The sequence below is a fragment of the Geobacter psychrophilus genome (assembly GCF_056821595.1).
This window is the reverse complement of sequence record NZ_JBXDTU010000003.1, coordinates 58,810-80,027: the sequence shown is the minus strand read 5'-3', so window position 1 is coordinate 80,027 and position 21,218 is coordinate 58,810. Positions and strand designations below refer to the sequence as shown.

Below are 21,218 nucleotides of genomic sequence, written 5' to 3'. Positions count from 1 at the left end.
TCTTTATCGGGTACAGGATAATGTTTCAGCACGATGTAGTATGATGCTGTCGGATTAAGAGAGATCATGGCAGTTGATAGAAAGAGGCCGCATCCACTATTGGGTGCGGCCTTTGTGTTTCGCGTAACATCCTGCATTTTTGTTACGACTTCGAAACAGGGTACGTAACGCGGAGGAAACATAGTAAAGGTTTAGAACAGAATTATATGGGTGGTCGGCTATAAAATCTTGCAATTACAGCATGATGCAAACAGTCGCATTCGGCTTAATTGTTGGCATGGTGCTTGCTAAACACTGATTATATGGATGCGCGGTGTCCGAAAGCTGTACGGATTTCCGCCGTTACAGTAACTAAAAAAGAGGTGCTTTATGCAATTAACCGGGTTGAATTATGGCAGACATCTTTTAGACATGGTTGAATTTCCCGTTGCTCCGGTCCTGACCGAAGACGCATCCCACGATGAGATCAACCATCTCATCGAGACGCATGGCGGCAAATGCATCGTTAAGCCGGTGTTCCTGGGCGGAGTGGGGAAAAAAGGGAAGGCCGGGTTGGTGCGGATCGTTACCAACGTATTTGATGCCATGGTCGCAAAAAGGGAATTGTTTTTCGCGACCCATATGCAAGGGAACCGCCCGGTCCAGGCCTGCGGGGTGACCTTCGAGGGGTACATCGCCTCTGACGTTGAGATCTATGTCAGCATTACCGATTCAAGCGAACACCGCATGCCGGTGTTGCTGCTGACTATGGAGGGTGGAGTTGATGTCGAGGATGTACCACAAGATGCCAAACGTACGATCCTGTTCAATCCGGTGACGGGAGTAAAATCGTTCCATATCAATGATGCGTTGCGTGAACTGAAATGCCCCCCACAGTACATCAGCCAGCTCGTGCAACATCTGCCGAAGCTGTGGCAGGCCTATGACAGCTACGGCTTGACGACGCTGGAGCTCAATCCGATCAGAATAGGGCGGGTAAACGGGCGTTACATCCCTTACGCCTGCGATATCAAAGCATCCTTCGATCAGGACAATCAGGCGTGGAAACGCCTGGGATACCCCGAGGAGATCTTTTCGACCAACATCACCCAGTTTGAAGCAGAGATCAATGTACTAAGAACCCATCAGGGGCAAAGTGACGTTACCGAGATAAATCCCAAGGGCACCATTCTGCCGTTTATCTTTGGTGGTGGTGCCAACAGTGCCGCCACGGAGGTTCTGGGAGACAAGGGAATCATCTCCTCGGACTTCGGCGGCAATCCTCCCTATGGGAAAATAAAGGCCATTGCAGATATCACCTTCCGCCACTGGCTCCCGCAAGCCAAGGTCGTCATGCTGGTGGGGGGGCGTGCCAACAATACGGACATATTCACTACGTTCAAGGCCATTTTTGATTCACTCAAGGAGCATATTCATCTGAATCCCCACATTGTTGTGGTGGCTGGACGAGGCGGCCCAAAGGTTATTGAAGGAATGGTGTACGGACGTGATGTGCTTGATAGTCTGCGTGTGCCGTATCGTTTTTTCGGGTATGACAGCAGTATGATGAGCGTTCTCCAGCATGCCATTGAGTTGGAGAGCGAGATCACAGGTCGGCACGTCTCAGGCGCTACAAACAGTGCTGCAGTAAAAACCGCCGGACGCGGCAAGCACACGCAGACAAGGAGCAGAGCATGAACCATCTCAATAATCCATTTCCCTATTTTGTCGGCGTTCAGTCCCTGCATGAACTGGTAAACAAGCATTCCCGCGTCTGTATCATGAACATCCGGGGCACCGAAAGTTCAGTGGTAACGCCGGTGTCCCACGCCTACAGCGGCGGCAACGTTGTTGCCGGGGTGCAGTATGGCGAATCAGGCGGCGCCTTTGAAACTGCGGTTGGGGATATACCGGTGTTCGGCAGTGTTTCCGATGTTATCCGGGCTGGAGTCCAGTTTGACACCGGGGTGATCTATCTTCCTCCTACGGCGGTATCACACGCGGTCTCGGAATTGTGCGCCCGCAACGTCGACCTGAAGCGCATCGTGATTGTGACGGAAAAGGTCCCGGTGCGTGATTCACGCCTGATTCGCTATGGCTGCCAGAACAGAAAAGTTGATGTTATCGGAGCAAACACGTTGGGGATTGCCAATTCATGGGATCAGGTGCGGATCGGCGGGGCGCTGGGTGGCGACAAACCGGCAGAAAGCCTGAGAAAGGGCAGCATCGCCATCTACAGCAACTCGGGAAACTTCAGCACTACGTTGTCAGAGTACCTGAAGACCGGAGGATTCGGCACTTCTACCATCATGAGCAGCGGCAAGGATGTCTACATCCATTTTGCCCTGGCTGAGTTTCTCTACTGCGCAGAGAATGACCCCCGCACCAAGGCGATCGTCGTGTATGTGGAGCCGGGTGGTTACTATGAAAAGCAGGCTCTGGACTGGATAACTGAGGGGCGCTTCAAGCTCACCAAGCCGGTCATCGTCTGTGTAACGGGTCGCTGGAAAAAGAATCTCACCCGCTCGTGCGGCCACGCCGGTGCCATGGCCGGCTGCGGGGATGATGCCGAGTCCAAGGAGCGCTGGTTCGATGAATACTTCGGTGTGCCGGTATTCAATCCGCACCAGCCGGAGGTGTCCCGGCGCGGTGTCCGCATAACTACCATTCAGGATGTTGCGGAAGCGGTTGGCGCTTGCATGGAGCTGCACGGAGACCTGCCTGACTTCGAGCCGACCGGCGATCTCAGCCTTAAACCGTGGTTTGTCAATGACCATGGTCTGACGTTGCCGACCCGCCTTAAGATGGTCCCGGTCAAGGCGATCTCTCCCTATGGTGAGGAAATCGACAAGGCCAATGAACTGATCGGAGCCCGCATTATACGGGAGCCGATGCGCAACCGTTCCGGGGCGAGCCACATAGATCCGGATAATCACGGTATCTCGCTGCATGGCAGCAAACTGCTCGACCTTATTGATGTGCCGTTCGGTGCCATGTGTGTCTATGCAATCCTTAAAACCATGCCGGATGCCAAGCAAATGGCCCTTGTCAATCCTCTGCTTAACTGGTTTGTCTCCAAGGGGAGCGAGAATGTAGCCACTGTGGTACGCGGGCGGGCAAACGGTTGCACGCCGAACGCCTCCATTGCTGCTGAAGTGTTGCTGGCCGGTAACAATAGTCTGTTTGAAGACGTGCGCTCGATCAGCGCATGGATGATCGACCAGTTTTACCATGCAATCGGCAGCAGTCTGGTCATTGATGAGGAACTTATTGCCAGCAGATGCGCCACGGTATCGAAACTGCCGGTTATGACGCGTGAGGCCAATTCCGAAAAACTTGCCGAGTTTTTTGGGGGAATTCTGAAGACAAGCGGTCAGGAGACGGCACTCACCCGCTTTGCCCAGGCCTGCTGCACTGAAGCAAAGCCTGAAGGAAACGGCCCCGACCCATTCAAAATGCTGCTTTCCGCAATGTTGCTGGGACTGTCATGGGGACAGCTCTGCGATCGTCGCATCAGCCGGGAGACAGCTCAGGACATGGTAACCTATCTGGGATTGAACGGGATTATTGTCGGAGTCTCGCCGGTGGCTTCCGATAAAAACAGTTTCTGGCAGAAACTGCATGATCTCTCTGATCTGTCATTGCTGAATACAGATTTTTCGTCAACCTGCTTCCAGGTAATGTTCAACCGCACGCCGGATGGGCATGAGTTGTTCACCTTTAATTCCCTGTTGAATCTGACCGTCACCAACGGACCGGGGACGCTGAGCGCCAAGGGTGCCAAGGAGAGTGTCAGTGCCAGGAACCACATTGCCACCGCCTATGCCGGCTTCATGACCAATACCGGGCTTGCCCATGGCGGCAACGGTTTTGAGGCGGTGAGCTACCTGCTCAAAACGTTTGCCGGCACCGATCCGTATCATACCGGTGAGCAGAAGCAGCACAACATGTTCAAAGGCCTCGCCTCCAAAGCGGTGCAGGAGTTTGTAGCCCGCAAGCGGAAGGCAAAGCTGGAAGGATTCAGCGTTCGGGTTCCCTGTCTTAATCACCCGGTCTTTCGCGGTAAACAGAGGAATGAAGATCCTCGTGAGGCGCATCTTCGTTGTCAGCTCACAGCCAGGGGGGTCAGCAATCCATTTCTTGAATATTATCATGTCCTGACTGATGAGCTGTATTCCGAGGGGATTACGCCCAATATTTACTGTGTCAATGTTGACGCGGTGCTTGCCTGCATAGCGCTGGATCTCTTCTGGAAACAGCTGCATGACGGTGAATTGGGAGAGCGTGAAGTGCAGGAAATTGTGTTTACCATCTTTCTGTACGGCAGGATGGCAGGGATTTCTGCTGAAATCATCGATCATCGCAGCAGGGGACTTGATCTTGACTGCCGCACCTTGCCGGAAGAACTCAAATTTCTGTCGTAATACCAATTAGCCAGGAGGCTTTGCCATGGAAGCGCTAAAAATGATCCGAAACACGCCCGTTTCAGAGTTGATGCAGAAGGAGGTGGTGACCTTCGCCGGCAGCCGCACGGTGGCCGAAGCCATTCAGGTCATGAAATCACACAAGGTGGCCTGTCTGGTCGTTCTGCCGGCAAACGATGACGATGCCTTCGGCATACTGACGGTTCGCGACATACTCGGCAAGGTGATTGACCCCGGTGAAAACATCTACCGCGATATCTGGAATACTCAGGTACATGAGATCATGAACAAACCGGTTTTCAGCATAGATCCGGAGATGCGTGTGAAATATGCCCTGAGAATGATGAACAAGCTTGGTGTCAGGCGTCTGGTTGTACTGCGTGGGAGAGAACTGCTCGGCATTATCAGCGAGATTGAGATTTTCCGGGCCGTAGAGGAATTGCCGGCGGTCACGCAGGTGGCATTGTAGTCCGGTCGGCTGAAGCGGATGAAAGACAGTTTCTGACTGAGCTGTCAGGGGGAGAGCGATGGAACATTCATTTGATATGGTTATTGTTGGTGCAGGCGGCGGAGGTCTTTTTGCCGCGCTGGAGGCGGTCAGGACCGCGCCCCGGATTTCAGTGGCCGTTATTTCCAAGGTATATCCCACCCGTTCCCATACGTCCGCCGCCCAGGGAGGTGTCAACGCTGCGCTGGCCAACAAGGACAGCGACGATACTCCGGCACTCCACATCTTTGATACCATCAAGGGAAGTGACTATCTGGCGGACCAGGATGCCGTGGCCTATCTCTGCGATCAGGCTCCCCACGTGGTACGGGAACTGGAAAACCTTGGCGCCCCTTTCTCCCGTTTTCCCGACGGTTCCATCGCCCAGCGGCCGTTCGGCGGGACCGTCAAGGATCGCTGCTGCTACTGTGCCGACAAAACCGGACACACCATCCTGCACACCCTCTACGAACAGTGTCTGCGCCGTGGAATCAAGTTTTTCAATGAATATTTCCTGCTCTCGCTGGAGCATGACAACGGCGAATGTCAGGGGCTGGTGGCGATGAATATGCGCACCAGCACCATTGAAACCTTTTCTGCCAGGACGGTCGTCCTGGCCACCGGCGGCCACGCCAAGATGTACTGGAACAGGTCCAGCAATGCCTCGGGCAATACGGGCGATGGCCAGGCAGCAGCTCTGCGGGCTGGCATCTCTCTGAAGGATATGGAGTTTATCCAGTTTCATCCCACCGGTCTGCGCAAAAGCGGCCTGCTGGTGACTGAGGCAGCGCGCGGTGAGGGGGGCTACCTTCTCAACCGTCATGGCGAGCGCTTCATGGCTCGTTATGCCCCGCTGAAGATGGAGCTTGGCCCGCGTGATCTGGTCGCCCGCTCCATGGAGACCGAGATAATCGAAGGTAACGGATTCAGTAGTGAGGCCGGCAGCTACCTTGAACTGGATCTGCGGCATCTGGGTGCCGAGGCAATCAAGAAAAAGCTGCCTCAAATCAGAGAGCTGTCAATGCACTTCGAGGGAGTAGATCCGATTGAGGAGCCGATTCCGGTTCGGCCGACTGCCCATTATTCCATGGGGGGCGTAGATACCGATATGGCCCGCACGGCGGTACGCGGTATCTATGCCATCGGTGAATGCGCCTGTGTCTCGGTACATGGTGCCAACCGACTCGGCGGCAATTCACTCCTTGATATCCTGGTGTTCGGTAAGTTGGCCGGGCGGGAGGCCGCTCTTGATGCGCAGGAACGCAAATTTCGCCTGGTTCCGCCTGCTGCAGTCGAAAAGAACAAGGCGGAAATTAAGGCGTATGCCGGTCATGACCGGTATGAGCGCTACGGACTGATCAGGGAAGAGCTTGGTCGGACAATGGGTGAGAATGTGGGCATCTACCGGACCGGTGAACGACTGCGTCAGGGTATCGATGACATCCACGCTTTGCGGGAGCGTTTTCGCCGTATTCGGCTTTTCGATACCGGTACCGTGTTCAATACCAATCTAATTCAGATTCTGGAGCTGAAGAATATGCTCGATCTTGCCCTGTGCGTTGCCGTGCCAGCCATGGAACGCCAGGAGAGCAGGGGTTCGCATCACCGTGAAGACTTTCCCGTACGAGACGACGTTGCCTGGCATAAACACTCTCTCTGTACCTGGGGTGTGGACGGTGGCATCGTGCTCGGAGACAAACCGGTGACGATGGGAATTCACCATCTGGAATCAAGGAGCTACTAATGGAACGAAGAGAAGTTGCCTTCCGTATACAGCGCTATAACCCGCAGGTGAACCGCACGCCGTTTTTTGACAACTTCAAGATAGCTGTCGAAAAGGGGATCACCATCCTGCGCGCCCTGAACCATATCAAAGAACAACTCGAACCTCGCCTAACCTTCCGGGCATTTTGTCAGGCCGGTATCTGCGGTTCCTGCGCGGTGCGGGTCAACGGAGTCTCGAAACTCGCCTGCACAACCCAGGTGTGGGATGAATTGCACGGGGATGAGCCCATTTTGATCGAACCGCTCAATAATCTGCCGGTTATTCGCGATCTGCTGGTCGATATGGACCCCATGATGGAGAAGTTGAAGCAAAATCAGGGATGGCTCGTCCCGTCAACATCTGAAGAACAGATGGGATGCAGGGAGCATTCTGTCAGCGATGAAGAGTTCGAGGTTATCAATGCCGCTACCGACTGCATCCTTTGTGCTTCATGTTATTCAGAGTGCAGCATGTCGGGAGTCAATTCGCGCTATATCTCTCCGCCGGTGCTGCTCAAGACATTCCGCTTGAACAATGACACGCGGGACACCCTGGGTGCTGAGCGACTGGAGTGTGTCACAAAAGACCATGGTTTGTGGGATTGCACTCATTGCTACCGCTGCGTTGAACACTGCACCAAGAAAATACCGATCATGGACGGAATCCATCGACTCCGGGAGGAGACATTCGAGCGCACCATGGCCGGTTCGGAAGGGTCCCGGCATGCGCAGGCATTTTTCGATGATATCCGTGATACCGGTCGACTAAAGGAGTCGACACTTCCTCTGCGCACCAAGGGGGTCTCCGGAAGTTTCGGCATGCTCCCACTTGCCTTGAGGATGGCGGCCAAACGAAGAATGCCGCCATTATTCCCCCACAAGATTCCCGAAATCGAGCGGGTACGTGAGATGTACCGGAAACTTGCCGGACGGAAATTCGGCAGTCATGCCGGAAAAAAGTGAGGATGTCATGAAATTTGCCTACTTTCTCAGCTGCATCAACGAATCCATGACCAAAGAGGTTGACCGGTCGCTTGAGCAGTTGAACAGAGACCTGGGTATTACCATGGTCAAGCTCGAAAAGGGAACCTGCTGCGGCGGTAGTAATCTTGACTATGTCAGCCCTGATCACTTTCTGGCGATCAATGGCAGGAATCTCGCCCTTGCCGAGCAGCTGGGGCTTGATCTGGTGACGTCGTGCAGCACCTGTCTGCTGACCTTGCGTCGCGCCAAACAGATCCTGGACAATTCACCCGAGAAGAAGGAGAACGTAAACCGCCTGCTGGAGGGGGAGGGATTGAGCTACAGCGGAGCCAGCGACGTAAAACATATCCTCTGGGTCATCACCGAAGACTACGGCCTGGAACGGCTGGCAGAAAAGGTCACCAAGCCGCTGTCCGGAATCAGGTTTGCCCCCTTTTACGGCTGTCACATCATCAGACCTTCGCACCTGCTCGGTCGAGACAACCCGGTCGCTCCGTCCTCTCTTGATCAAGTGATCGAGGCTCTGGGTGGAGCCGTGGTCGAGTATTCCTCAAAAAATAAATGCTGCGGTTTCCATACACTCCTCGTGGCTGAGAAAGAGTCGCTCGCCATGTCAGGAGATGCTCTGGAAACTGCAGTCCGTGGCAATGCAGATTTTATCGTAACTCCCTGTCCGCTCTGTCATACCGCGCTTGATGCCTACCAGTCGAAGGCGTTAGAGGGTCGGGATATTTCCGGGAACATACCTATTCTGCACCTGTCGCAAATGATCGGCCTGGCGCTAGGCCATACACGGGAAGAACTTGGTATAGTTCGACACATGATTTGCTGACAAGGTTATCGGGGATTGGCTGGATACGCTGACCAGGGGGGATTCCTTGAAAAAAATACTGGAGTTGGTTGGTGGTCCACCCGCTTCCGGAAAAAGCACCTATATTCTTGTACGAAACAAAAATAAATCGAATCAGGAATTTGTTCATCTTGATTATGATGCCATGGTCGTAAAAGAGGCGCAGAGCTACAATGTCGAGGTCAGGGAGCAGGATGTAAGAGATCATATCAGTATGGTGTACGGTCGTGAGAGATCTGCGGTGATATATGGTGATGCATCCAGAGTAACCGTGGATTGGCCCTTTTGTGTGTCAAAACGGGCTGAAGAGTATATTTTGCTTGGTCGTAATGCAGGTCGCTTTATTGAATGTAATTTTCTCACCGCGCAAGCGACGGAGGCCTGGAAAAGGTCGCTGACCAGGCACGTCGCCGGAGAATTTAACGCCTTTACTGTTTTTTCAAGTAAAGATATCGATATCTCCCAGGCATTACGGCCGAGCTTCAGGATGTTTCTTGAAGCGCACCGGGATATGCCGGATTCAGTGGAGAGAGTGTTCCCGCAGGTTGATGCAGCGTTTCTGTGGGACAATAATGCCAGGGATTCACTTCCTGTTTTGATTGCGACCTGTATGAAAGGTGAAAAGATCAGAGTTATAGATACCAAACGATGGGATACGTTCCAGTACAAGAGAGAGATAAATATTGATGCCGAATTTGAAGTTTTGCACTCTTATACAAAAGAATTTATGGGCAAGCCAAGAACCTTGTTTGACGTGCAGTATTCTAATTTGATCGTAAATCAAGAGAGTTAAAATTCCTCGGCACGTGTCTTTCGGGGCAAGCCGGGAAATAAAAGTCCAACATTATGAGTGTTGGATGAGTACACACTGCCATGTGTGCTCCTTTCAAGGCCGGAGGGATGTGCTTCCTCCGGCCTCATTTTAGAGCCGCTCATGATACAGAAAGCCGGAAGGGAATTGAGACTCAAGAGCTGCTGGCTCTTTACCTCCAGTTGTGTTGTCCTTTCCAGCACCATCTGCTCCAGGGTCCGGTTGAGGGCCTGGTTTTCCTCGGCCCGTTCCTGCAGGTGCCACTTCATGGCGTTGAATTCTCCGGCCAGCGAGGCGATCTCGTCATGACTCTCCACGCTGATATCGGGCAGATTGTCGCCGCTGGCTATCCTGCGGGCACCTTCCTCCATGGCTCTGATCGGGCGGGCCAGATTGGTTCCGAGCCAGGCTGAAAGAGCGATGCCGATCATGGATACAAACACCAGCACAGCCAAGAAGATCAGGTTGACCTGTCTGCGCAGCTGCAGCAGCGGTTTTTCCGGCATCCCGACATACAGTGCGCCCACAACGGTACCCCGCAGGTCGCGCAGCGGCTCATAGGCCGTAAAATAGCGGGCATCCAGTACAAAGGCCGTCCCGACCCAGGGGCTGCCGTGGGAAATGGATGAAAAAACCTCCCCCGACATCAGGGTTCCGATGGCCGGCTTCCCTGTCCGTCCAGCACGCTGGTGGCGATCCGGACATCATCCAGAAAGATTGTTGCATTGCCGGGTGCGGGGAGGGTCGCCTCGCCCCGTTGGAACACGACCTGGGTAATCCGGTCTGCCAGGCGGTTATCGCCGTTCAACAGAACGCCACCGTATATGACACCCGCGACACTGCCGTCAGCCGCCAGGACCGGGGCCGCAGCGACCTGGAACAGTCCGCGTTCCTCGACCTTCTTCGTGTACGGCCGGGCGTGGGCGGTGGCTTTGATCGGAAGGCTCATCATGAGCGGCAGCAGTGGGTTCTCACGCTGTGCTTGGGCCGCCGAGAGCAGCATGACGCCGCCGCCGAGCGCCCCCTTGAGTGCATCAGCGATCAATTTTTCATCTCTGCGTGATTCTCCGGCACTGGAAGGATTGGCTGCGCGGTAACGGACGAACCCGTACCTGTCCACCACGGTCAGGAAACTGAGCCGCTCATTTCTGAGAATCGCCTGCAGCGGAGAGATCAGGGCCTTCGGCGTCGGGTCGGCGAGGTCGGCGCTCAATTCCGGGGATTGACCGGTCAGGCGGATGATATCGGAGAGACGCGACAGATTGGCCAGGAAAATTTCGTGGGCCGAGTTGAGATTGGATTCGACGGTCTGCAACGCCTGGCGGGAGAAGCGGGTGGTGATGATCGAGGCGCAGATCACCCAACAGATCGCAATGGCTGTCAGCAGTGGCACCAGGGTGGCAATGGTCAGCTTCAGGCGTACGGAGGAGCTCAGCCGTTTCATATGTTCCTGTCGTTTTCCAGGCCGTATTCAGCGATCTTGCGGTCCAGGGTTTTGCGGGAAATCCCCAGGATCTCGGCTGACCGGCTCTTGTTGAAGCCGGTTGCATTAAGTATTGACGTGATATGCTGCTGCTCGATCATGTCCAGGGAGATCAGCGGGGGGACAGGCGTCGCGATGGGGTAGGTTTCGCGTCGCGCACCCAGCAGCGGCAGCATGGCGACCGTGATCATGCCGCTGCTGGCCAGGATTACGGCCCGTTCCATGATATTTACCAGTTCGCGCACATTGCCCGGCCAGTCGTACTGCAGGAGTGCCTGCAAGGCATCCTCATCGATACCGAGGACCTCTTTTTTCATGCGCCGGGTGGATTCCTTCAGGAAGTGCCGGGCCAGCGGTTCGATATCATCACGCCGCTCGCGCAGGGGCGGCAGGTTGATGGAGATCACGTTCAGGCGGTAGTACAGGTCCTCCCGAAAGCGCCCTTCCCTGACCTCGTTAATCAGGTCCTTGTTGGTGGTGGCCACGAAGCTCCACCTTGCGGGCCCGGGTGAGCCCAGGACAATGAAGTCCTTTGCCTGGGTGACCCGCAGGAGCTTGGCCTGTACCGCCGGGCTGACATCGCCGATCTCGTCCAGAAAGAGCGTGCCGCCGTCAGCCTCGTCGATGAGCCCCTTCTGGTTCATCACGGCACCGGTAAAGGCGCCGCGCACATGCCCGAAAAGCTGGCTCTCCAGCAGTGTATCGGACAGGGCGGCGCAGTTGATGGAGACAAAGGGTTTGTCCCGGCGCGGGCTGTTGCGGTGCAGGGCGCCGGCGATCAGTTCCTTGCCGGTGCCGGACTCACCCATGACCAAGATATTGGCGTCGCTTTCGGCTACCTGCAGGGTCAGGTCATAGACCTCTCGGAAGGACTGGCTGCGAAAGATGATGGCATCGCCCCCGGCTGCCCCGCGGTGCAGTTCCTCGCGCAGCATCTGGTTCTCCATGGCCAGGCGGCGGTGGTCCAGCAGGCGCTCCAGCATTCCGAGCAGTTTTTCCTTGGGAAAGGGCTTGGTGATGTAGTCGTAGGCCCCCTGTTTGATGGCGCTGATGGCGTCATCGATGGTGCCATGGGCGGTCATGATCACGACCGGGATGTCCGGCCAGCGCTTGCACAGCTGATCCAGCATCTGCAAGCCATCCAGGTCCGGAATGCGCACATCCTGGAGGATGACATCACAGGTCCCTATCGTCGTGCCCTCCAGACGTGTCAGCAGGTCAGTTCCCCGAAGGAACGTTTCTATCTGGTAGCCGCTCGCCTGCAGCAGTTTATCCAGATAACGCAGGATTTCCGGCTCGTCATCGCAGATGAATATGGTTGGCATGTGTAGGTACTCCGTCTGAATCTCGTATACAAGTTACAGCCATAACAATACATCACAGGACACAGGATAAAAAGAAGCAATCGCTGTTTTATTTTGCGTTTGTTGTTTACTGCTTCATGGTCAATAAAATTGATGCTGTTTTAAATTAATGAGTTAGAAACTTTTAGGCGGACAGGGCAGGATTGGCACGTATGTTGCATTTGTCATCATTGACGATCTCGGACTGTCCGGCTTCACCTAGGAATAGACCGAGGCGTTCTATGAGATTGTTTCAGAGCGGCACCATACCGGAAGCATCGTCATAACCTCCAGCCGACCACCGGGAGACTGGCCGGGGCTCTTTCCCGATCAAGTACTGGCGAACTCTCTCATGGACCGGTTGGCGCATAAAGCACATCACCTCCCGATGAAGGGAGAATCGTATCGAAAAAAAAGGACGTCCTCAACAACCAATCACAACCTGACAGGAAGACCGTTGATCGCTAAACTGGAAAATAAAACAACGGTTGACATGTACACCCAGTTTTCATTATGATAATTCCTGTGTCGTAGTTGACTAATCTGGACGCACAAAATATACGGAAGCGGAGGATTGTATGGGTAAATTGGAACTGTTCCCCAGTGTGAACCGTCGGGACTTTATGAAGACATGCATAACTGTCTCGGCCATGCTGGGGTTGCCCCTCAGTATGGTTAGCAAGGTTGCTGCCGCAGCACAGAAAAGCGATAGCCGGCCCGCTGTTATCTGGCTGCACTTTCAGGAGTGCACCGGTTGCTCGGAGTCGCTTTTGCGCTCATCCCACCCCACGGTTGCCAACCTGATCCTGGATATGATCTCCCTGGACTACCATGAAACACTGATGGCCGGTTCCGGCCACCAGGCCGAGAAATCGCTGCACGATTCCATGACCGCCAACAAGGGCAAGTATATCCTGGTGGTGGAGGGGGGCATCCCGACCAAGGACAACGGCGTCTACTGCAAGGTGGCCGGAAAGACCGCCATGGAATCCCTAAGAATGGCGGCCGAAGGCGCCGCCGCCATCATCTCCATCGGAACCTGTGCCAGTTACGGCGGTATCCAGTCAGTCGGTCCCAATCCGACCGGAGCGGTCGGGGTGCAGGACATCATCAAGGACAAGCCGATCATCAACATCCCCGGCTGTCCCCCCAACCCCTACAACTTCCTTTCGACCGTGTTATATTATGTCACTTTTAAAAAGCTGCCCGAGTTGGATCAGATGGGGCGTCCCAAATTTGCCTACGGCCGCAAGATCCACGAACACTGCGAGCGCAGGGCACATTTCGATGCCGGCCGTTTCGCCAAGGCCTATGGTGATCCGACCCACGCCGAAGGCTACTGCCTCTACCAGTTGGGCTGCAAAGGGCCGGCAACCTATGCCAACTGCTCGGTCGTCCGTTTCAATGATGTCGGGGCCTGGCCGGTCTCGATCGGACATCCCTGCATCGGTTGCACCGAGCCGGATCTGCTCTTTAAAACCGCCATTGCCGACAAGGTACAGCTCCATGAGCCGACGCCCTTCGACAGTTATGCGCCGGTCGACCTCAAGGACAAGGGCAAGGGCCCCGACCCCCTGACCACCGGGGTCATCGGCCTGGCTGCGGGTGCCGCCATCGGGGTGGGGGTGATGATGGCCAGGAAACTGCCGGACGGACCGGAGAAGGAGGATGACCATGGGAAAACCGAGTAGGCGCCAGTTTCTCAAAATCGTGGGAGCAACCGGCGCAGCCCTTTTGGCGGGCCGTGGTGGGGCAGCAGCGTCCGAAGCACACCAGGTCAACAACGAGACGCTCGGCATGCTCTATGACGCCACCAGATGCGTCGGCTGCAAGGCATGCATGTCGGCCTGCAAACGGGTCAACAGTGATTACGGCAGCCTCTCGTATGAGCAGGCAAAATTTGACAGCGATGGCCTCTGGGACGCACCCCAGGACCTGTCCGGCAGTACCCGCACCCTGATCAAGCTCTTCAAGGAGTCGGAAAAGAGCTGGTCGTACGTCAAGTATTCCTGCATGCACTGCCAGAAGCCATCATGTGTGTCGGTCTGCCCGGTCAGCGCCATGACCCGCGACAAGATCACCGGAACCGTGGACTATAACAAGGATACCTGCATCGGCTGCCGTTACTGCATGGTCGCCTGCGCCTTCAATATCCCCAAGTTCCAGTGGGGAAAAGCCAATCCCCAGATTGTCAAATGTGACCTGTGCAAAAACACCAATCTGCTTAAGAAAGGGATCACCGCCTGTGCCGAGACCTGTCCTGTCGGGGCGATCACCTTCGGCAAACGCAAGGATCTGCTGGCGGAAGCAAAAAAACGTCTGCAGGAGAACCCGGGCAAGTACATGGATCACATCTATGGAGAAAAAGAGGTGGGAGGCACCAATCATCTCTACCTGTCAGCCATGCAGTTCAACAAGCTGGAGCTCCCGATACTCAAGGATGAAGCACCGGCGGAGTTTTCCGAGAAGATCCAGCACACCATCTACAAAGGTTTCATCGCCCCTGTGGCGCTCTACGGCACACTCTGTTTCATTGCGATCAGAAATATGAAGAAGGGGCAGGCGGACGAAGACAAGAGGCAGGAGAAAAGTGACGAAGCAGAGGGGGGAAAACACAAATGAGCCACGACGATTACCAGAAACATGATGCAAAGATCCTGACCCCCTCCTTCATTGTGCTGCTGACACTTACCGTGATCGGATTCGCCCTGATCGCCGTGCGCTTTATCTGGGGTCTCGGAGCGGTTTCGAACATGAGCGACGGCTACCCCTGGGGCATCTGGATCACCTATGATGTGGCTGTTGGAACGGCCATCGCCTGCGGCGGTTACGGCATGGCGATCCTGATCTATATCCGCAACCACATGCACTATCACCCCATGATCCGCTCGGCTATCCTGACCAGCATGTTCGGCTACGGCCTGGCCGGCTTGTCGGTCATGGTCGACGTAGGCCGCCCCTGGAACTCCTATAACTTCTTCGTCCCTTCCAAGTGGCAGGCCAACTCGGCCATGTTCGAGGTGGCCCTGTGTGTCATGGCCTATACGACCGTACTGCTGCTGGAATTCCTGCCGGCGGTCCTGACCACGCTGGAAAAGACGGAATGGAAAACGCTGCAGCTTCTAATGGATCTGCTGCACAAGCGCACCGGCATCAAGCGCCCGGAGCGTATGGACGCGCGTCTGGAATCCGTAAAAGAACTGGCCGCCTGGCTGAAGCCCCGCCTTGACAAGGTGCTGATTTTCGTGATCGTGCTCGGCATCACCCTGCCGACCATGCACCAGTCGTCGCTCGGCTCGCTGCTGCTGATCGCCTCCACCAAGCTGCACCCGCTCTGGCATACCGGATTCCTGCCGCTGCTGTTCCTGATCAACTGCATGTACATCGGCTATTCGATTGCGATCCTGGAATCGATTATTTCCGGCTACGCCTTCAAGCGCCCCTTCGAAACGAAAGAGCTGTCCGGCGTGGCCCGCATTGTCCCCTGGCTGACGGTCATCTGGCTCTCGGTCGTCATCGGGGATCTGGCCTGGCGCGGGCAACTGGGGGCGGCGCTCTCCCTGGATTTCTATTCGCGTTTCTTCCTGCTGGATTTCGGCCTGGTGGCCTGTGGTTCGCTGCTGCTGTTCAGCGGCCGTAAACGGGAGTCGATCCGCTGGCTGTTCGTCTCGGCTGCCCTGATCGTCCTGGGCGGGGCCCTGTACCGCTTCAATGTCTACCTGATCGGCTTCAACCCCGGTAAGGGGTGGCACTACTTCCCGGCCCTGGCGGAGCTTATGATCACGGTCGGCATCGTGGCCTTCGAGATCCTCGGCTACCAGGTCATCGTCAAGATCCTGCCGGTTCTGCCCAAACTGCACACGCGGCAACAGCTTGATGCGAAGCATGCTGTGGCGGAGAAGGCGTAAGTCAAAAGCATTATGTAACACAGAGAGTCACAGAGAACTCAGAGGAACCCAAAAAAATTAATTCTGGTTTTAACAAAAAAACAGATTTTGATGTTCTCTGTGTCTCTGTGTTTAAACGATTTTGAATCTAACTTTTGGAGGAAGTATACATGGCCAGAATTACCTTAGACCCCGTGACCCGTATTGAAGGTCACCTGAGAATCGATGTGGAAGTAAATGGCGGCGCCGTCACCAACGCCTGGTCGTCGGCCCAGATGTGGCGCGGTATCGAAACCATCCTGCAGGGGCGTCCGCCCGAAGATGCCTGGATCTATGCCCAACGCTTCTGCGGCGTCTGCACCACGGTGCATGCCATCTCTTCGATCCGTTCGGTGGAACACGCCCTGAGCGTGGAGGTGCCGCTCAACGCACAGTACATCCGCAACATGATTATGGCCCAGCACTCGGTACAGGACCATATCGTCCATTTCTACCACCTGTCGGCCCTGGACTGGGTTGATGTGGTCTCGGCCTTGAAGGCCGACCCCAAGAAGACCGCCCAGCTGGCCCAGAGCATCTCCGACTGGTCCGGCAACAGCGAGACCGAGTTCAGGGCTGTCCAGGCCAAACTGAAGTCTTTTGTGGAAACCGGCCGCCTCGGTATCTTCTCCTCCGGTTATTGGGGACACCCGGCCATGAAACTGCCGCCTGAAGCCAACCTGATGGCCGTGGCCCATTATCTGAAGGCTCTGGACTACCAGCGCAAGGCTGCCCAGGTCGGCGCGATCCTGGGGGGTAAGAATCCTCACATCCAGAACCTCTGCGTGGGTGGCGTCGCCACCGCCGTCAATATGGAAAACCTGGCGACCATCAACATGGAGAAAATCGCCGCCCTGCGCGCCCTGATGGAAGAGACCCGCGATTTCGTCCAGAAGGTCTATTATCCGGACATGCTGGCCATCGCCTCGGCATACAAGGAGTGGTTCAAATACGGCAAAGGGGTCGTCAATTACCTGGCCGTGCCGGAGATGCCGGAAGACACCAAAAACACCAGGTTTGCCCTGCCGGGCGCAATCATCAACAACGGCGACCTGAATGGAGCCCGCATCATCACCAATCATCAGGATCCGGGCCTTATCAACGGCATCACTGAAAATGTGGCCCATGCCTGGTACGAGGGAAGCGGCAGTCACCACCCCTGGGAAGGCGAGACCAAACCGCACTACACCGATTTTGAGGACAACGGCAAATATACCTGGTGCAAGGCTCCCCGCTTTGAAGGCAAGCCGGTGCAGGTAGGTCCGCCGGCACAGCTTTTTGCTGCTTATGTCGGCGGTAACCAGAAGGTCAAAAAGCTGGTGGACGATTCCTGCCGGAAGATCGGCGTCGGTGTCGGCGACCTGCACTCCACCATGGGCCGTCTTGGCGCCCGCGCGATACGTGCCCACCTGATGGCCGACTATTCGATCGAGTATCTCGATAAATTTGTTGAGAATGTCGCCAAGGGCGACAAGGTCTATGCCAATCATACCGAGATTCCCAAGGGAGAATACAAGGGGGTCGGTTTCCATGAGGCGCCGCGCGGCATGCTGTCGCACTGGATCGTGATCAAGAACCGGAAGATCAAGAACTACCAGGCCGTTGTGCCATCCACCTGGAATGCCTCACCACGTGATGAAAAGGGTACCATGGGCCCCTACGAAGCATCGCTGATGGGCAACCCGGTAGCTGACAGCGAAAAACCGCTGGAAGTGCTGCGCACGATCCACTCCCTCGACCCCTGCATCGCCTGTGCGGTGCATACGATCGACCCGGACGGGAAAGAGATTACGAAGGTGAAAGTGCTGTAGAGCCTTACCACCCCTGACCCCTCCTGAAACAGGAGGGGGACATTTGACCTTTCATTCTCCGCTCCCCTCCTGATCCAGGAGAGGGACGGGGATGTTCAGGCTTTTTCAAGGATATTACACTATGAAGACTCTTATTTTCGGGGCCGGCAACCTGCTCCTGACCGACGAAGGTTTTGGCGTACACTTTATCCAGTACCTGCAGAGGCATTACAATTTCCCGCAGGGGGTCGAGTTGTATGACGGCGGGACGCTCGGCATCATGGTCACCCATATGCTGGAGGATGCCGATCATGTCTACCTGGTGGATGTGATCGATGCCAAGGGCGAGCCGGGTGATATCTATCGCTACGAGAAGGATGATTTCATGCTGGGCAAACTGCCGATCAAGTTGTCGCCGCACCAGATCGGCATCCAGGAGGTATTGACCCTGTCAGACCTGCGCGACCGCTGTCCGGAAAAAGTTTCGCTGTTCGGCGTCATCCCGCAATCCTATGACGCCGGAGTCGAGCTGTCGCCGCTGCTGGCGGGAAAACTGCCCGGTCTGGCCGAACTGGTGGTGGGGGAGCTGCAGGCGACCGGTCACATGATCACGCCCGCGGTATGATTGCATCAAGTCAACTGGAACAAAACGAAGATCAGATGCGGTAGACTTCCCGCCTGTGACCGATCTTAACAACCCATACGGTCAACTCGCTATCCTGTATCGAATAGATAATGCGGAAATTCCCCTGACGAACTCGTTACTTTTCCTGCCAGGAGAATAAATCACCGATCAGGAGGTTCACCAAATTGGTGAATGTAAAATCGTGCTGTTGATCGTTCTTCTCGGGTTCCTGTTGACACGTTTGCCGGTCGCATTCATGTCGAATGGGACCCGAATGCTGAAGTCACTCCATTTGATCAATTACCGTTCTTTATAGAGTTTTTGAAAGAAAGTGGTTTGTTTGAATCTTTCGTTTCTGACTGCCCGCTTCGCTATACAAGTCCAAACGCACCTAACGATAATGTGAACAAAGGGTTGGTTGCTTCCGGGGGTAGGACATGAAGGATGGCAAGACGATTACCATCGAACTTGAAGGAAGAAAAATAAAGGTCCCTGAAGGGTTGACGGTCATCGAGGCCCTCTGGGATACGGGGCATGATGTGAAACGGGGGGTCGGATGCCTTTCCGGCCTCTGCGGAGCCTGTACCGTCGCCTTCCTTGAGAAGGAAAGCAAAAAGGTCAAGTTCGGGCTTGGCTGTCAGAAGGTAGTGGAGGATGGCCTGAAGGTCATCATGATGCCGTACTTTCCCTCCCGGGTTGCGCGCTACCTCTTGGAAACGATGGATAATCCCTTGGAGCAGCTGCCGGAAATCTATGCCGAGCTCTATACCTGTAACGATTGCAAGGCATGCAACATCTGTCCCGAATGGATCAACGTGGCCGGGGTGATGAAAGCCGCGAAGGATGCCGATTACGAAACGGCGGCGGAACATGTCAAGGACTGCATCATGTGTGGCCTTTGCGCTTCACGCTGCCCGAAGGGGATAGCGCCCCAGCACGTGGCCCTCTTCATCCAGAGGGCTCTTGCGAAAGAGAGGTTGTTCCCTCCCAATCTGCAGAAACGTCTCGAACAGATGGAGTCGGTTCAATTCGTTGCCGAATGGGGCAGCATAGCAACTATGGGCAACGAAGAGCTTGAAGCACACTGCCGCCGGACAGGGGGAACGTAAATGTATCCGGATGATATGCTTGATGCTATTGAGGCCATGACCGCCAGCCGTGAGAAGCGTATAAAGACCGAGATGAATCTGCTGTCGGAAGAGGCGGCGGAGAGGCTGCTTAAACGATTCCATCCGGACTACAAGGAATCGGCCTTCAGAAATCTCAGGGCCGGCGTGAACCGGGGGGAAAGAACGACCCATGAAATCGCGGATCTGCTCGAAGCGTACAGCGATCTGGATTATTCGAAGATCGATCTCAGACCCGAGTATGATACGGATGTTCTTGTACTGGGGGGCGGCGGGGCCGGGGTGACAGCCGCGCTTTTTGCCGAAAGCATGGGGGCACGAGTTCTCCTCGCCACAAAACTCAGGCTCGGCAATTCCAACACCATCATGGCGCTGGGCGGGATGCAGGCCGCGGTGGACGAGCATGATTCTCCGGAGCGGCACTATTGCGATACCATGACTGCCGGCAAATTCGCCGGCAGCCGGAATCTGGTCAAGGTCATGGTGGAGGACGGTCCCCGGGTCGTGAAGTGGCTCCTTGACACGGGCGTCGACTTCGACCGGGACGAAGCCGGCAATCTCCTGACCAAGAAGGCTGGCGGAATATCGGCTCCACGACTGATCGCCATCGGCGACCATACCGGCCTGAACATCATGAAGGTTTTGAAGGACGAGATCGGCAAGCGGGACTCGATCGATGTTTCCGAATTTACTCCGGCAGTGGAACTCACCACGAACGAATCCGGCGAATGTAACGGCGCGGTCCTGTATGATCTGGGAAGAAAGCGGCATTTTGCCGTACGGGCCAAGGCGGTTGTCCTCGCAACCGGAGGGTCGGGGCGTCTACACATGCAGGGGTTTCCGACATCCAACAATTTCGGTGCGACGGGAGATGCGCTCGTTCTCGCCTATCGGGCGGGAGCACGGCTCGAAGGGGTGGATTCGTTCCAGTACCACCCGACCGGAGTCATGTTTCCCGAGCACATGGTGGGGGTGCTTGTCACCGAGGCGATCCGGAGTCTCGGGGGGCACCTGGTAAACGCCAGGGGGGAACGCTTTGTCAACGAGCTCGAAACGAGGGATGTGTGCGCTGCAGCCATCATCCGGGAGTGTGAAAGCGGCAATGGCGTTACGACACGCTCCGGGAAGACGGGGGTCTGGCTTGATACCCCGCTGCTCGAAGAGATATCCGGGAAGGGATTCCTGAGAAAGCGGTTCCCTTCGCTCTACAGACACCTGATGCGGGTCAGGATCGATATCTCGAAACAGCCGCTGCTGGTGTTTCCGACCCTCCACTACCAGAACGGCGGAATTCTGATTGACGAAAATGGGGAAACCACGGTCAAGAATCTCTTTGTCGCCGGAGAAGCAGCCGGAGGAATTCACGGCAGGAACAGAGCCATGGGAAATGCACTGCTTGATATTTTCGTCTTCGGCAGGAGATCCGGCCTGGCAGCCTCGGCAAAAATAAACAATGAGCCGGGAAATGTAACCCTGAATCATGTCCACCACTATTACAACAGATTGAAGTCCCTCAGGATATCCAGTGTTGCCAAGTCACCCACACTGTTTCCCGAGTTTATCGTGAATAAGCTGTAAACCAGTTTATGGTTAATTCTACTTTGTCACATTTTAATCTAGAAGGA

At 55.3% G+C, this 21,218-nt stretch carries 18 protein-coding genes and 1 pseudogene; 15 read left to right on the top strand and 4 right to left on the bottom strand.

Translation table 11 applies throughout. The features are described 5' to 3' along the window. Positions 1 to 369 precede the first annotated feature (369 nt). From ACOCF6_RS01045 to ACOCF6_RS01015, 7 genes are read left to right on the top strand one after another with little or no spacing between them, the layout of a single operon-like run. Positions 370 to 1,677: an ATP-grasp domain-containing protein gene (locus ACOCF6_RS01045; protein WP_482458530.1), complete on the top strand. Its 1,308-nt coding sequence runs from the start codon at positions 370 to 372 to the stop codon at positions 1,675 to 1,677. Beyond that, entirely contained in the window at positions 1,674 to 4,403 is a 2,730-nt protein-coding gene (locus tag ACOCF6_RS01040; RefSeq protein ID WP_482458529.1) for a CoA-binding protein, read from the top strand. Before ACOCF6_RS01045 ends, ACOCF6_RS01040 begins: the two co-directional genes overlap by 4 nt. A 25-nt stretch (positions 4,404 to 4,428) precedes the next feature. After that, entirely contained in the window at positions 4,429 to 4,872 is a 444-nt protein-coding gene (locus ACOCF6_RS01035) for a CBS domain-containing protein (protein ID WP_482458528.1), read from the top strand. Positions 4,873 to 4,930: 58 nt separating this feature from the next. After that, complete coding sequence (locus ACOCF6_RS01030; RefSeq protein ID WP_482458527.1) at positions 4,931 to 6,634, top strand: FAD-dependent oxidoreductase; 1,704 nt, start codon at positions 4,931 to 4,933, stop codon at positions 6,632 to 6,634. Further along, on the top strand, positions 6,634 to 7,617 hold the full coding sequence (locus ACOCF6_RS01025) for a succinate dehydrogenase/fumarate reductase iron-sulfur subunit (protein ID WP_482458526.1): 984 nt from the start codon (positions 6,634 to 6,636) through the stop codon (positions 7,615 to 7,617). Before ACOCF6_RS01030 ends, ACOCF6_RS01025 begins: the two co-directional genes overlap by 1 nt. After that, on the top strand, positions 7,601 to 8,470 hold the full coding sequence (locus tag ACOCF6_RS01020) for a CoB--CoM heterodisulfide reductase iron-sulfur subunit B family protein (RefSeq protein WP_482458525.1): 870 nt from the start codon (positions 7,601 to 7,603) through the stop codon (positions 8,468 to 8,470). Before ACOCF6_RS01025 ends, ACOCF6_RS01020 begins: the two co-directional genes overlap by 17 nt. Before the next feature lie 46 nt (positions 8,471 to 8,516). After that, positions 8,517 to 9,281 (top strand): hypothetical protein, encoded by a 765-nt coding sequence (locus tag ACOCF6_RS01015; protein ID WP_482458524.1) that lies wholly within the window; start codon positions 8,517 to 8,519, stop codon positions 9,279 to 9,281. Here the strand turns inward: ACOCF6_RS01015 and ACOCF6_RS01010 are convergent. The 3 genes from ACOCF6_RS01010 to ACOCF6_RS01000 are packed head-to-tail and all read right to left on the bottom strand — an operon-like array spanning position 9,278 to position 12,107. Further along, positions 9,278 to 9,946, bottom strand: a complete 669-nt coding sequence (locus ACOCF6_RS01010) for a Cache 3/Cache 2 fusion domain-containing protein (RefSeq protein WP_482458523.1) — start codon at positions 9,944 to 9,946, stop codon at positions 9,278 to 9,280. The two genes, ACOCF6_RS01015 and ACOCF6_RS01010, sit on opposite strands and share 4 nt — an antisense overlap. Beyond that, positions 9,946 to 10,743 carry a hypothetical protein gene (locus tag ACOCF6_RS01005; protein WP_482458522.1) on the bottom strand — a complete coding sequence of 266 codons (798 nt, stop codon included), beginning with the start codon at positions 10,741 to 10,743 and terminating at the stop codon, positions 9,946 to 9,948. Before ACOCF6_RS01005 ends, ACOCF6_RS01010 begins: the two co-directional genes overlap by 1 nt. Further along, on the bottom strand, positions 10,740 to 12,107 hold the full coding sequence (locus tag ACOCF6_RS01000) for a sigma-54-dependent transcriptional regulator (protein WP_482458521.1): 1,368 nt from the start codon (positions 12,105 to 12,107) through the stop codon (positions 10,740 to 10,742). Before ACOCF6_RS01000 ends, ACOCF6_RS01005 begins: the two co-directional genes overlap by 4 nt. Positions 12,108 to 12,372: 265 nt before the next feature. On the opposite strand from ACOCF6_RS01000, the gene ACOCF6_RS00995 reads away from it, so the two are divergent. The 6 genes from ACOCF6_RS00995 to ACOCF6_RS00970 all read left to right on the top strand — a co-directional run bounded on the left by ACOCF6_RS00995 (position 12,373) and on the right by ACOCF6_RS00970 (position 18,466). Next, complete coding sequence (locus ACOCF6_RS00995; protein ID WP_482458740.1) at positions 12,373 to 12,642, top strand: ATP-binding protein; 270 nt, start codon at positions 12,373 to 12,375, stop codon at positions 12,640 to 12,642. A gap of 61 nt (positions 12,643 to 12,703) precedes the next feature. Then, complete coding sequence (locus ACOCF6_RS00990) at positions 12,704 to 13,816, top strand: hydrogenase small subunit (protein WP_482458520.1); 1,113 nt, start codon at positions 12,704 to 12,706, stop codon at positions 13,814 to 13,816. Next, positions 13,800 to 14,747 (top strand): hydrogenase 2 operon protein HybA, encoded by a 948-nt coding sequence (gene hybA, locus ACOCF6_RS00985; RefSeq protein WP_482458519.1) that lies wholly within the window; start codon positions 13,800 to 13,802, stop codon positions 14,745 to 14,747. The genes ACOCF6_RS00990 and hybA overlap by 17 nt, the downstream gene beginning before the upstream one ends. Beyond that, positions 14,744 to 16,033: a Ni/Fe-hydrogenase cytochrome b subunit gene (gene hybB, locus ACOCF6_RS00980; RefSeq protein ID WP_482458518.1), complete on the top strand. Its 1,290-nt coding sequence runs from the start codon at positions 14,744 to 14,746 to the stop codon at positions 16,031 to 16,033. The genes hybA and hybB overlap by 4 nt, the downstream gene beginning before the upstream one ends. A 149-nt stretch (positions 16,034 to 16,182) precedes the next feature. Beyond that, positions 16,183 to 17,862, top strand: coding sequence for a nickel-dependent hydrogenase large subunit (locus ACOCF6_RS00975; protein WP_482458517.1), 1,680 nt, complete (start codon positions 16,183 to 16,185; stop codon positions 17,860 to 17,862). Between the two features lie 121 nt (positions 17,863 to 17,983). After that, positions 17,984 to 18,466 carry a HyaD/HybD family hydrogenase maturation endopeptidase gene (locus ACOCF6_RS00970; RefSeq protein WP_482458516.1) on the top strand — a complete coding sequence of 161 codons (483 nt, stop codon included), beginning with the start codon at positions 17,984 to 17,986 and terminating at the stop codon, positions 18,464 to 18,466. Positions 18,467 to 18,497: 31 nt separating this feature from the next. Here the strand turns inward: ACOCF6_RS00970 and ACOCF6_RS00965 are convergent. Then, positions 18,498 to 18,590, bottom strand: a pseudogene (locus ACOCF6_RS00965) (type II toxin-antitoxin system RelE family toxin); the annotation flags it as partial. Positions 18,591 to 18,903: 313 nt separating this feature from the next. Here ACOCF6_RS00965 and ACOCF6_RS00960 point away from each other — a divergent pair. Then, positions 18,904 to 19,575 (top strand): 2Fe-2S iron-sulfur cluster-binding protein, encoded by a 672-nt coding sequence (locus tag ACOCF6_RS00960; protein WP_482458515.1) that lies wholly within the window; start codon positions 18,904 to 18,906, stop codon positions 19,573 to 19,575. After that, positions 19,576 to 21,171 carry an FAD-binding protein gene (locus tag ACOCF6_RS00955; RefSeq protein WP_482458514.1) on the top strand — a complete coding sequence of 532 codons (1,596 nt, stop codon included), beginning with the start codon at positions 19,576 to 19,578 and terminating at the stop codon, positions 21,169 to 21,171. Positions 21,172 to 21,218 lie beyond the last annotated feature (47 nt).